This is a genomic window from Galbibacter sp., assembly GCF_035306585.1.
Lineage (GTDB): Bacteria > Bacteroidota > Bacteroidia > Flavobacteriales > Flavobacteriaceae > Galbibacter.
The window spans coordinates 1-13,173 of sequence record NZ_DATGNU010000099.1 but is presented as its reverse complement, the minus strand read 5'-3'; the positions used below and the strand labels follow the sequence as shown (position 1 = coordinate 13,173).

General features: G+C 41.1%; 8 protein-coding genes. 1 reads left to right on the top strand and 7 read right to left on the bottom strand.

The window, feature by feature from the left end:
- Positions 1 to 58: 58 nt before the first annotated feature.
- From VKY50_RS09680 to VKY50_RS09670, 3 genes are all read right to left on the bottom strand, one after another.
- Positions 59 to 220, bottom strand: coding sequence for a hypothetical protein (locus tag VKY50_RS09680; RefSeq protein ID WP_324301291.1), 162 nt, complete (start codon positions 218 to 220; stop codon positions 59 to 61).
- A gap of 489 nt (positions 221 to 709) precedes the next feature.
- Positions 710 to 2,146 carry a Gfo/Idh/MocA family protein gene (locus tag VKY50_RS09675; protein ID WP_324301289.1) on the bottom strand — a complete coding sequence of 479 codons (1,437 nt, stop codon included), beginning with the start codon at positions 2,144 to 2,146 and terminating at the stop codon, positions 710 to 712.
- Positions 2,147 to 2,162: 16 nt separating this feature from the next.
- A complete protein-coding gene (locus VKY50_RS09670; RefSeq protein ID WP_324301288.1) occupies positions 2,163 to 2,984 on the bottom strand; it encodes a 3-keto-disaccharide hydrolase in 822 nt (273 codons plus the stop codon).
- A 309-nt stretch (positions 2,985 to 3,293) separates the two neighbouring features.
- Here VKY50_RS09670 and VKY50_RS09665 point away from each other — a divergent pair, with 309 nt between their 5' ends.
- A complete protein-coding gene (locus VKY50_RS09665; protein ID WP_324301286.1) occupies positions 3,294 to 5,078 on the top strand; it encodes a rhamnogalacturonan lyase in 1,785 nt (594 codons plus the stop codon).
- A 17-nt stretch (positions 5,079 to 5,095) separates the two neighbouring features.
- Here VKY50_RS09665 and VKY50_RS09660 read toward each other — a convergent pair whose 3' ends face one another.
- The 4 genes from VKY50_RS09660 to VKY50_RS09645 all read right to left on the bottom strand — a co-directional run.
- Positions 5,096 to 7,237 carry a hypothetical protein gene (locus VKY50_RS09660; RefSeq protein ID WP_324301284.1) on the bottom strand — a complete coding sequence of 714 codons (2,142 nt, stop codon included), beginning with the start codon at positions 7,235 to 7,237 and terminating at the stop codon, positions 5,096 to 5,098.
- Positions 7,238 to 7,243: 6 nt separating this feature from the next.
- Positions 7,244 to 10,870, bottom strand: a complete 3,627-nt coding sequence (locus tag VKY50_RS09655) for a DUF4450 domain-containing protein (protein WP_324301282.1) — start codon at positions 10,868 to 10,870, stop codon at positions 7,244 to 7,246.
- A gap of 115 nt (positions 10,871 to 10,985) precedes the next feature.
- Positions 10,986 to 12,401 carry a purine-cytosine permease family protein gene (locus VKY50_RS09650; RefSeq protein WP_324301280.1) on the bottom strand — a complete coding sequence of 472 codons (1,416 nt, stop codon included), beginning with the start codon at positions 12,399 to 12,401 and terminating at the stop codon, positions 10,986 to 10,988.
- A 15-nt stretch (positions 12,402 to 12,416) separates the two neighbouring features.
- Positions 12,417 to 13,173: alpha-hydroxy acid oxidase (locus VKY50_RS09645; RefSeq protein ID WP_324301278.1), on the bottom strand; the 757-nt coding region annotated here is incomplete at its 5' end.

Below are 13,173 nucleotides of genomic sequence, written 5' to 3'. Positions count from 1 at the left end.
AATATGAGGAATGTGAATAGGGTACTTCGCATTCCTCAAATTTATGAATTAATTTCAATTAAACGCCTTCTGGGTCATCTGGATCTCCTCCAGTATTTGCGTCATCATCGTTGGCTTGATGATGATAAAGGCTTTCTGTGTCAGAAACATTATCATGGCTACAAGAATACATGGCCAGTGTGATGGATAAAAGAAGGACTCCTAAAACTAATTTTTTCATTTTTTTTCTTATTAAAATTGGACATCAGGGTTCCCTGCGGCGAGAAGGAAATAAAATTCCAAGGCCGCTAGTTCACCGCTATTTACGTTGTGGGAAGAAAAAATTCTCTGCGATTATTGGAGCCACTTCCCAATGACACCAATGAAATCGCGATGAGCATGTTTTAAAAAATGATTTTGCGCATCGAGGAAGTTAGCTTGACACCCTCAGGATCATTTTCTTATGGGCAAATTAAAGGGAGATAGGTCTTTTGACACTTGACAAAAGCTTGCCAATTTTGTCAAAACCCCTGTCATTTATGTCGAAGATTTGTCCAAAGTCTGCTAAGGCGGAGCTGTTGCGCTCTACGACATTTTTTAAACAAAGATTTCTAAGGGTAAAATGGAAGAAAAAAAAAGACCAACACATAACTTAATACATGTTGGTCCAGTTGTATAGAAAGTCGGCAATTTAAATCACCTTTTTTTATTTTTTAAATGGGATAATCCATTAAAAATCTCTGTATTCACCAGATAAATATTGATTAGCTTTATCTTCTTTGAATCGAGCATTTTCTGCATCCCAATGCAGCGTTTCTCCAGGGAATCTTCCAGCGATGGTTCCCAAAAGAATGGTTTCTGTTAGTCGAGCCGAGTATGAAAAAGGCGCTGTACATTCGTCTTTTCCAAGACAGGCATCTATAAACTGATGGTAGTGTTTAGGCCCTTCTGTGCTGTAATTTCTAACAGGTTTACCAAGCTTGTGCTTTCTGCTAATCTTTTCAATCTCTTTTGAAATATCAACATACTGACCATCGACAATCTTTTGTGGTAACTGCATAAAGTGAGGGAGTAATAACCTTCCTTTATCTCCTATAAACATCGCACCTTGTTCTGGTAGTGTACCATTTTCAGCGGCTACCACCTCCAAGGATGTTTTATCCTCAACACTTTGTTGATTTTCTTCCTTAGCTGCTGTTTGCTTTGGTGTTGTTTCCACTAGCGGTAATAATAAATCCTCATGCGCCTCTGGGGCTCCTGGCCCGTCATACCATACCCATTTTAAAGAATCAGTCGTATATTTTGTTCCAGGGAATTCATAGGTTACTATATTGTTCTCTGGAAAACTAAAACCATTGGATGGCCTACATTGCGTGGTAATGGTTCTCGGTACATCTAATTGAAGTGCATTATAAGGTGTATCAAAAATATGAACCCCCATATCTCCAAGTGTTCCACATCCATAATCCACTAGTTTTCGCCAGTTTCCTGGATGATAAACCCCTTCTTTATAAGGCCTGTCCTTAGAGGTGCCAAGCCATAAGTTCCAATCTAAATTTGGCGGTACAGGGTCTTGCCCCTCTGGAGCACCGCCATCATATCCCCAATTTTTAGGGGACCATGCTCTCACGGTGTGTACCTTTCCAATGATCCCGGATTGAATAAGCAAGGTGGCAAGTTTATAATCGTAAAACGAATGGACTTGTATGCCCATCTGTGTCACTAGTCCTTTTTCCGCGGCTAACTTATTCATCGCCCTGGATTCAGAAACATAATGGGTTAAGGGTTTTTGACAATAAACGGCCTTATCCAATTCCATGGCTAACATAGAGGCAGGCGCGTGGGTATGATCTGGAGTGGATACCACCACCGCATCTATTTGTTTTTCCATCTCTTGTAACATGGTGCGGTAATCGGTATATGTTTTAGCATTTGGATACATGGCTTTGGCTTGGGCTAGTAGATTCGAATCCACATCGCAAAGTCCTACCACTTCTACCGATTTATGCGATGCGATCGCTTTTAAATCCTCCTTACCCATAACACCTAATCCAATATGTGCTGTCCTGATGGTTTTACCTTTTAAAGCGGCTTCTGCTAGTGTTGGCACTAACATAAGTCCTAAGGTACCTAAACTTGATTTTTTGAGAAATTCTCTTTTGTCCATGATGAGAGAAATTAGATTATAATTTTTTAATTTTTATATTTTTAAACCATATTGGACTTGAATGATCTTGAAGCCCAATAAACCCTGTTTTATACTTTCCGTAATCAGGACTGTTTTTCCATTTGTCTGAGTTTTTCTTCTCATGCCAAGCCTCATCCCAGGGAACAAATGAAAGAACCATTTCTCCGTTGAGCCAATGTTCAACGCGCTCTGGAGTAAAGACAATCTTTGATGTATTCCATTCTCCTGCAGGATGTAAAATTTTATCAGCCTTTGGCGGGTGCATGGCGTAATCTGCAGCGGTAGATTGTAGTGGTTTTAATTGTTCTGGATTTTCTGTATATCCCAGAGATAGGTTGTACTCTGTCAGATCATGAATGTTTTCATAGTTTTCATCATCGATCAACTGGTATTCTGGTGAGACCACTGGAGGTCCATCATACCCCTCTTTTACGTGGTAGAATATACCACTGTTTCCACCAGCTGGAATTTTCCATTCCAAGTATAATTCGAAATTATCAAACTCTTCCTTAGCGTAAATAATATCCTTTCCGCCAGTGTAATCTTGTTCCAATCCGAGTTCGGTGTCAAAAGTCAGGGTGCTGTCTTTAACAATCCATCCAGGAGGAAGGGAGTCCATATTATATCCCCTCCATCCCTCTGTGGAGGTTCCATCAAATAGATAGATCCACTCTTGGGATGTATCCTCTGTGGTAGCAACGGGTTCTTCAACGGGAATTGTTTCTTTTTTCTCTGTGTTGCTTTTACAGGAAAAAACCATGGCAGCACCTAGGAGCAATAGCAAGGTTTGATGCCGTAATTTAATGTTTAGTTTCATTGAAATAATTGTTTATAGTTTGATTCTTTATAAGAAGCGAACTAATATAGGTATCAATTATAAGGTTTGAAATTTTTTTCTGGATTATTTCACAATTAAATAAGTTTCACTTCCTTTCTTTTAAGAATAACAAAGGTTTTTGGTGAATTTTTATGGTTGAAAAATCACCCATAATGCGCGAGGCATAATGGATTGAAAACAGACGCTTCTTTTTTGGCAGCGGGGTCGATTATATGATTATTTGGGGGATACATGGGGATGTTTTACAGTATAGAAATAGGTACTATTACTCTTTAAAATACCTGTGTAATGATAAAATATGGTTTATTTGCTTGCTTGTTTTTAATTTTAGGATTGTCTGTGGTTCATTCACAGGCTCCGATAGAAAATTTAGGACGGGCCCTGGTTGCTGTTCGCACTAGCGATTCCCAAGTATATATAGGATGGAGGCTCTTTAAGCAGGATCCTAAAGGAATTGGGTTTAATTTATATAGAGATGGGGTGCTGCTCAATGATTCTCCTATAGTAAATTCTACCAATTTTATCGATACAACTCAGGTTAATGGCTTGTATAGTTTGGAAATTGCTTCAGATCCCACGTTGTTTCAATCTGCTAAAGTTGTTGCAAAAACCCAGGTTTGGGATCAGCATTATTTGGAAATCCCCATCCAGCGACCTGAAGGAGGAGTGACTCCTGATGGGGTGCGTTATACCTATAGTGCAAATGATGCCAGTGTAGGTGATTTGGATGGAGATGGCCAATATGAAATTGTTTTAAAGTGGGTCCCCTCCAATGCGAAAGACAATTCTCATAATGGATACACTGGCAATGTATTGTTAGATGCATATAGTTTGTCAGGAGAACGAAAATGGCGTATTGATTTAGGTGTTAATATTCGTGCTGGTGCGCATTATACGCAATTTGTTGTGTATGATTTGGATGGAGATGGAAAAGCTGAGGTGGCTTGTAAAACTGCTGATGGGACAATTGATGGGGTGGGAAATATTTTAGGAGATCCTACTGCAGATTATCGCAATACTGATGGTAGGATTATTGAAGGCCCTGAGTATTTAAGTGTATTTGATGGTCAAACAGGCGCGCTGCGCTCTACCGTAGCCTATGTTCCAAAGAGGGGAGCGGTAGGATCTTGGGGAGACAATTATGGGAATAGATCCGATCGTTTCTTAGCTGCTGCGGCTTATTTAGATGGGAAACATCCGAGTTTAATCATGTGCAGAGGGTACTATACAAGAAGTGTAATTGTAGCCTGGGACTTGGTAAATGGGGAGTTGAAACAACGCTGGGTGTTCGATTCAGATACTCCAGCAAACAAGGCTTACGCAGGGCAAGGGAATCATAGCCTTAGTATTGCGGATGTAGATCAGGATTCCAAACAAGAGATCATATATGGTTCTATGACCATTGATGATGATGGACAAGGCCTATACACAACGGGATTAGGACATGGAGATGCCTTACACGTTTCTGATTTCGATCCTACAATTCCTGGCCTAGAGGTTTTTTCTCCCCATGAAAATAAACGCGATGGAGTTACTTTTCGTAAGGCAAAGACAGGTGAGATTATATGGCAACACAAAAATACCATTGACGTAGGGCGTGCATTAGCTGCTGATATCGATTCCACTAGTATGGGGACGGAATTCTGGGCCAAGGGTCCTATGGGCGTGTATAATATGTATGGAGAACAGCTTTCTGCGCACATCCCCTCTATTAATTTTGCCATTTGGTGGGATGGTGATTTGCAAAGGGAGTTACTCGATGGCAATCAAATTACCAAATATGGAGTTGGAACAATTTTTACAGCAGAACAGTGTCACTCCAATAACGGGACAAAGGCGACCCCATGTCTTCAGGCGGATTTATTTGGAGACTGGAGAGAAGAAGTTATATTCCGAACAGAGGATCATCGAGCGCTCCGTATATTTACCAGCACTGATCTAACTCCATGGCGAATTCCAACATTAATGCAGGATCTTCAATATCGCATGGCTGTGATATGGCAGAATTCTGGTTATAATCAGCCGCCCTGGCCTTCATTTTTTATAGGCAGTGGAATGTTACAGAAATGGTGATTTGGTGCCGATATTAATTAAAACATTTCGCGAAGACCCTCCCATTGCACCTCCCAGCCTCCATCCTTCGGAAATCCTGGGTTTTCTACCGTATTCCCCTCCCAGCCAGCGCACATCAGTGCAACAGCTGTTAGCAGGCCACCGTTACCAGGCAGATAGAGGGTTAATCGCTCATCCTGATAATTATGTCCATTTTTTAGATACGTATTGGTTTGAACATCCATCAGAAGTGCTTCTATCGCTTTTTCTGGTAGGTGCAACCTTGTGGCGGCCATGGCGGTCATTGGAAAGTCCCAACCCCATGTCTGTTCCCAACTCCACTTCTCCCATACCAAATCAAAGGTATTTCTCATAATCTGTAAATCGACCTTTTCTGTTAAGGGCAGCATCCCTAAGGTCCCTAGTACCGATGGATGATCCGTTTTGAACTCCGCATTGGTATAGGAGTCCTGGGCACTCTCTGTGGCCAAATATACATCTGCTAAGACAGGAAGGTCGGAAAGTTTCTCCACTACTTTTATCCAATTTGCAGGGGGCGTTTCTCCAAGTCTATTTTTCCAGGCAATTGCTGTTTTTAATCCCCAATGCCAATAGTTTAATTCATAGGTGGGATTATAGGTTTCAATAGCTTTAAAGCGTTCCTGTGCTGGAATAACTCCTGGGCCCAGTTCATAACGATCCAATTCCTTATTGTAATGTGCAAAGGAAGCCATAAATTCTGCGGTGGCAAATACCTTGTCTTTATATTGGTCTAGTATGTCCTTTGAAGGATTTTCTTGATATAATAATTCCGCAAAGGTAATATAATGGGGCTGTTGCCAAATTAGAAATGAACCAACGGAAGAAGGACTTTCATTACCGAAAGGATCGGTCATCTTTTGCCATCGAAGTCCACTAAACCCTTGACGTTCAGCTAGCTTGAATGCTTTGTGCTTTGCTTTTTCATACCAAGGCATGGATTTTTTTAGTAACGCACTACGACCCCACAGACTAAAGTGAACACCATGCCACCAATGCATTTCAAGGTGAGGCTTACCGTACCAGCTGTTATAGGTGAGTCCAGTTTCCTGGGGAGGCTCATTGGAAGTACATTGTATTTTGGTTAGGTATTGGGATAATACCACGCGACGTTCTAATTCAAAAGCTCTCGGGTCACTACATTTTGAAAAATCAACGGCGGCTCCACTTTCCCAAAAAGCCTCCCAATTTTCAGCACTGTTCACACGAGTTTGCTTGAAATTAGGAAGGTCTTTTTTAGTCTCATTAGTGCTAAAATCGACACTCATTGAAAAACTAGTATTCTCTGGTATGATGCGATAATCATGATCCTGTTTTTTGGATAGGTTAGTATTGGGATCATCCCATTGAAAATGAACATAGTAGGTAAGTGAGTCCATTTGATGGGTAACAAGCGCCTTGTTTTTCCCATTTTTCTTTAAGGTGGTTTTATAATTCAAGTCCGCTTGCCAGCGTACCCCTGTGTCTTTCCACTGTCCGCTAGGATAGGGGATGCGAAATCGAATTTGAAGCCTATCTTTTGTAATTAAATCAGAGGTGACTTTAAAAGAAACCACATCCTGGTTTTGATGGGCTATGGTTTCTACTTGAACTAAAGAACCTTCTACTTTGAATTCGCTGTAGATAATACCACTCCATAGATCTAAGCGTTGGTCAATAGCATCTATATCCTCAGGTCTTGCTAGCTGGCCGTTTTCTTTGATAATCTCAAAACCAAGATTGCCCAGTTGTAAACGATGTGGGTTTTCGCGAAACCAATTTACCGCATTTTTTTGTCGCTCTGGGGATTTTATTTGTACCGAATAGGGTACTTTTCGGCCGTATTGATCGTATTCCTTATTGGTCAAATCAAAGGTATAATCCTTGGGGTTTTTAAAACTATCCCAGCCCCAAGAAGCTTGTGTTCCCAATGCAATCCCACCTTGGTAATACCCTGGAAAACTTTGCAGCCCTGTTGCATCCACAGTAAAGGCAAACTGACCATTGCCAATACTGAGTGAAGCCAAAGTATCCATTGTAGTAACTGCTACTTGGTGACGATCTACTAAGGCTCTTCGGTCAATCTTTTGAGCAAGCACAAAGGTGGTTGTCATTAATAGAATGAAGGTGGTTTTCAGGGAGAATTGCGTGATCGTTTTCATGGTATTCTATTTTAGTAAAGTGAGACTCATAAGGCCTATAATTACCTCGTTTGCTATGGTGGTTAATTCTAAGTGGTCGAGTTCTTTCGTTGGATCTATGCTCAAATCCAACACTGTGGCAGCTCCGCCCTCTATAGCATAATTGGTAAAACCTTTTATGGAGCTATATTCACTGAATTGACGATGGAATGTTCCGGTTTTCAAATGAAGTCTCAAAGGAGGATCTGCGGAGATTTTAAAAGCGTATTGATCCATGTAATAATCCTGTTCAATAGGCCACCAGTTATCTGGATTTTTAAGCAATAGTTCTGAGGTGCTTCCATCTTTATAATGTACCCTGATGTGCCCGTTTACTAATTGAGATTGCATCGGATTTGTAGTACCAGCCATTAAGAAATAAAGATGTTTAGCTTTTCCAGAAAGTGGAATTTTTATGGTTTCTGGATAATTATCCCACATGGAGGTAAAGACAATATCGTTACGATCCTTAGGTGCAATGGCAAATGGGATGTTTTGAAAATAAATTGTTCCCTTGTTTTTTGCAGCCATATTTTTAAGCCCCGTATCATCTATTTCGGGTGCGATATTAGGGTAGCACCAGTTACCGATTCCCTGTAAGGGTAACTGAAGCGTAGGGGAATTTACCCTTGGGGAACTGTATTGTTGATTAAATATCTCACGCACCTTTTGATTGTAATAAGGCGCTAGGTCAATGGTTATGAATTTATCCTTTGCCTTGGCCTTGATATCCCAATTTTGTACTGAAAAATGGTGTTCTGAGGATCCTTTGATAGTTACCTTATTCGTTCCAGGAACAAGCTGCTCGGCATTTAAGTATAATGCTCCTTTTTCTAGGGATACTTTATTTTTATCAAGGGCTTTATGATTCAGTATCAGCGCATGTTCAGACACTGACTTTTGGTTGTTTTGAAAGCTTATGTGTGATCCTTTGGATGATGAGGATGATTTTGTTACTTCTATCGTTGGGCTAATTAGCATATTAATGGGCTCCCACCACTGAAAGGCTCCTTGTTGGAGCTTTATAAAAAAGGTCTTGTGCCCGGTGTTATTTTCAAGGTTCCCTTTTAGGTGGTGGTCCTTAAGTTGCGTCGATTGAAATACGCCTTGAGGGTCGTAGAGATCAATAAAGTTTACATCATCATTTGATAGCTCGAAAGGTTCTCCTACAGTAATTTTCTTCTTGTATTCAAGTTCTTTGATATGGTCTTCTTTCCATTTAATTTCAATAGCATATTCAGGGGTGTAAGGAGCATTGATAATTAATTTTGGAGTAACTAGAGCTGTAGTGTCCACAAGCCAATTGGTGGTGATTTGTTGATTAATTTTAATATAGGCTACCTGTTGTTTTTTAGCTGGAACAATTAGCTTTAGTGCCATGGGATTTTCCAATCTTGGGGTAATACGGTAATGACTACTAGAATGTTGGTAGGTGTAACTGTAGTGTAGGTCAGGTAATGAAATCGATGCATGCTTCCACTTGGATGGAAATCCTGGTTGGATATTTAAGGTATCTGATAAGGCATCAGGCTTTATACCAAATAAGCCCTCTGCTAAACTGCGAGCTGCCATTGCGATCGGATCAGCGAAGTCTCGGTAAAGTTCTCCTCGCATGGCATCATAGAAAGAAAGTTGCTGAAAGCCTCCTGGTGAAGCCCCGAGGTACATGCTCTCTACAATGGCACTTTGCCAGAGCTTAAAGGCCGCTTCAGGTCGATTTCCTTGCCAGTAGGCTAAGGAAGTATGCAAATTTTCAGCTAGTGCCACATTGTTAACTGACCAGGTGTAGGGTTGCCAGTTGGTGGTGGATATTAAAGCTAAATCTTCCAAATATAATCCTTTGGCTTTTACTGGAATATGGGGTATTTCCGTATCTATGTATCGGAGCATTTGATAGGCCTGAAAGGGAGTAGCGGCACCTTCATCAATGGGATGGTAAATTGACCATACCCCTGGTTGATCGTGTAATAATTGGTTTCCTAGAATGTCTTTATATTCGGCGAAGATCCCCTTATGTGGAACCCATAATTGATCGTTCATTGCCTTATGAATCTTCTGAGCCTCTAGCTTATAGGGCGCAATTTCCTGTGATGGTTTATTCAATTTTTTACCAATAGCATATGCTAATTTGTTGGCATTTAAATTATAGGCGCTCGAATAGCTAACCGACCCTCCACTGTATTGAAGGGCATCACTTGCCCAAATACAAGCATAAGCGTCATAGAGGTGGTTATTATCGGTGTCAAAATTTCTTTTCTCCCATGCGAGGTGCCGTTTGAGATAGGGCCACATCTTTTCCATAAATTCCATATCTGCTGACCATAGGTAATGTCGCAGTACTTGATTAAAAAATACTGAATTCATATCGTAATGATGGGCAACGGTGTTTTTGTTGGGGTGCCTACTGATGTAACCACTACTGAACATGGAGGTTCCAATTTCTTCCTTTTGTCTGGCAAAATTCCTAGTGGTATCCGGTACTACTGGTCCTGTAACAGGATGCAATACCTGGGAGTTCGCATAGCTGTAAAAATGAGATTTTGCACGGTCTTTCCAACCCAATGGATCCGCTACCGAAGCACCCCTCCAAGCATTTAAATGCATACGCCATGCAACGGATCCGTGTAAAAAAGCAGGATCCTCCCAAATAGCGTCTGCTGCGGTAGATAGTGCTCCACCCAAAGTATTGATAAAGGGATCGGGAGTATGGACCTTTACAATAGAAGCTTTTCTGTTCGCTGTTTGCAGGGCGGAGGTGAATTCATTTTCAAGTGTCTGTTGCGTTTGATCTGGAAATTTTTCACCATTCTCAAATTTCCAGTACTGTACTTTTTTGGTGCTATGCAACCTTCCCGTGATCAAGGGATAACGATCCTCTTTGGAATGATAAACTACGAAAGGGTTTCGCTGGTCACTTGCAGAGGCGAGTCTCACTTCTGACTCAGGAAATACGCCATACATGCTTCTGTTGTTACCCGTTTTTTGTTTGTTATGCTGGGACCCGTAATGAACCTTAAACGAAGTCTGCTTAATTTGGTAATTATTGTCTATACAGTACTCAGGATGTAAATAGAAAACGGATTCTGAATCTGCACCAATATCACCATTTCGCCAAAACTTTTTACCACTAGCACCGCCATAAACCCAATGCAGTGAGACCGTTTCAGGAAGGTTTTGGGGCTCTAGTTTAAGTATGAAACCTTCAGAATCTGCTAAGGCGGCAAGGGTAAGAAGAATCTCACCACCTTTAAGTAAGGGATCTTTGATGCGATAGCTCATCACACCAAAGCGATAGAGGGTCTGAATATGATCTGCAGCGGTAATCCATTTGCTCACGCTATTTTCAAAGACAATTCCCAATTTAAAATTTCCGCCCATACCAGGCATATACATGGCGAATTCTGGCAAATCACCAGCCTCCACTCTAAAGCCAGTATTGGTCCCATAAAGGGCTCTATTAAATCTTCGCTGACCTTGAATTAGCTCAAAACCATCTCCTTTAGGGAGGTAGTGAACCGATCGTATGCTATCATGCCAAAAGCCGTTGTTTTGTGCCGTAGAAACGCCTATAAATGCTAGGCAAAGTATTGTAAGAAGACCTCTGTTGAATCTCATCTGAACTTAGGTTGTAAAGGGTTCGTCTTTCTTCATAAGTAATACCTCCTTGGGGGAATGTTTAAAATAGTGTTCCAAAAATACCTTCTGGATGAAGGCGTAGTTTAAAAAGAGGTTAATTCTTCTTCTTTTGGTAATACTTGCTAAAAGCCAGGAATAAAATCCCGCAGAAAATCCATGTGGGTAATGTTACAAATGATAAAAAGATATCAAATTTAATGGAAATAAAGTAAAATATCCCGAAGCTTATAAGCCAAGCCCATAATACAGCTGGGTTGAAATTACTCATAGACTTCTCTGCATAGAAGGCTTGGATGCCAGCCTTTTCTGAGAAGAAATAATCAAAGACGATAACGGCTCCTATGGGCGCTAAAATAAATCCATAAAGCGATACAAAGTCTAATAATTTCATGGCAAAGGCTGGGAATAAACCAGCGATGGTAGCCAAACTTCCTGCTAACATGGTTACCCGAAATGTGGATAATTTGGGCATTACTGCTTGAAAGGCTAATCCCGCTCTGTAAATTGTTGGATTCGCCGTGGTCCAACCCGCTAGTATCACTGCGAGAATTCCAAAGACCCCTAGGGCGTTATAGGCCAGGGGACCAGGTGCAACGGTGGGTGCTTGACCATTGGCTAAAAATCCTTGTGCTTCAGGTGATTTTAAATACACTGCATATAAAAGAGCCGCAGCAATCCAGGCGATATAATGTCCTAGATAAATACCACCAGCGGTAGTCCATCCTAGTTTAGGAGATTTGGCAAAACGGAACACCGATAAATCCGACATTCCAATATGCATGGCCGCATTGGCGAACCACGACCATAGAAATACGTGCCAAAAGGTGTATTTTATTTGACCCGGAAAAGGATCGCTCCCTTCTCCCCAAAGGTTCCAAAAATCAGAAAAACTTCTGACCTCTAATTGGTAGAGTGCAACAATTCCACTAGCGATAAAGGCTAAGACGATAAATGGAGACATCCAATTGGCCGCCTTTGCAACTGTTGCATAACCTTTGGCAGCGATTATTGAAATAAGGGCTCCTAACACAAGGACAATTATTATCCAAGTCATTCCATTGGGCAGGGTGTCGGTGAGTTGTGGCATTTCCATATTAAATGGAATTCCGACAGCTGTGGCTGAAACCGTAATCATTGCACCAGCTAAAAAGCAAAATAGGACGCCGTTGGCCACATTATAATAGGTCACTAATTTTTTACCACAGATTTTCTCCAAATGAAAATAAAGGGTGTATCGAAACTTTGTACCGATTTCTGCCGTTAAAAATCGCCAGCTCAGTACAGCCATGAAATTTCCTAATAAAAGGCCGACAATAAGATCAAAGGCTGAAACTCCAGTAGTTAAAAACAAAGGACCTATCACAAATTCGGTTCCTGCGGCATGCTCTCCAGCATACATGCCTAAAAAGCTTTTCCAACCTTTTAATTTCGAATCAGGCACCGGTTGTCTTTCGTATTCTCCTGATTGGATTTGTTCCATATTTTCTACTGCGGTATGTGGTGTGGTCATAGGTTACTTCGTATTTTAAATTAAATGTTTAGGTAGATCGCTTACCTTTTCACAGCATAATTGATCTAAAACCTGTTTTAACTGAACTTTTAACATGGAGATAGTATGATCTCCACCCTTTGCCCCGAGGGCTGCGGCACCATACATAAAAGACCTACCCATAAAAGTGAACTTCGCACCACTGGCTAGACTTCGTGCTATATCAGGACCTGAGCGAATTCCACTGTCCATCATAACTTCAATTTGGTCCCCGTACTTAGCGGCTATATGGTGCAACGGTTTTATGGTAGATTCGCCAGCGTCCAACTGTCGTCCTCCGTGGTTAGAGACAATAATGCCATCAAAGCCCAATTGTATAGCATCAAGGGTATCTGCCTCTGAACTAACGCCTTTAAGCACTAACTTACCTTTCCATTGGTCTCGTATGGGTGCGATTCGTTCCTTATTGAGTCTTCCACTGAAGGTTTGATCCATAAACCTCCCTAATTGCGTGAGGTTTAAGCCATCTGGCATATAGGGCTTCAGGTTTTCAAAATTAGGTTGACCATGTTTTAGGGTTTCAAAAGCCCATCTTGGTTTTTGGAGTATTTGTAAAATATTTGTCAAGGTCATTTTTGGTGGCAGGGCTAATCCATTCCTAAAATCTTTGGGACGATAACCAAAGGTGGGTACATCACAAAGTAATACCAGTACTGGACATTGGGCCGAGGCTGCTCTATTAATAATATCCTTTCGTATGGAATCCTCCACGGGATTGTATAGCTGAAACCAG

What these genes read in the sequence shown, in the direction of transcription:
- VKY50_RS09680 (WP_324301291.1), bottom strand. Translation starts at nt 220, where the DNA reads ATGAAAAAATTAGTTTTAGGAGTCCTTCTTTTATCCATCACACTGGCC.
- VKY50_RS09675 (WP_324301289.1), bottom strand. Translation starts at nt 2,146, where the DNA reads ATGGACAAAAGAGAATTTCTCAAAAAATCAAGTTTAGGTACCTTAGGA.
- VKY50_RS09670 (WP_324301288.1), bottom strand. Translation starts at nt 2,984, where the DNA reads ATGAAACTAAACATTAAATTACGGCATCAAACCTTGCTATTGCTCCTA.
- VKY50_RS09665 (WP_324301286.1), top strand. Translation starts at nt 3,294, where the DNA reads ATGATAAAATATGGTTTATTTGCTTGCTTGTTTTTAATTTTAGGATTG.
- VKY50_RS09660 (WP_324301284.1), bottom strand. Translation starts at nt 7,237, where the DNA reads ATGAAAACGATCACGCAATTCTCCCTGAAAACCACCTTCATTCTATTA.
- VKY50_RS09655 (WP_324301282.1), bottom strand. Translation starts at nt 10,870, where the DNA reads ATGAGATTCAACAGAGGTCTTCTTACAATACTTTGCCTAGCATTTATA.
- VKY50_RS09650 (WP_324301280.1), bottom strand. Translation starts at nt 12,401, where the DNA reads ATGACCACACCACATACCGCAGTAGAAAATATGGAACAAATCCAATCA.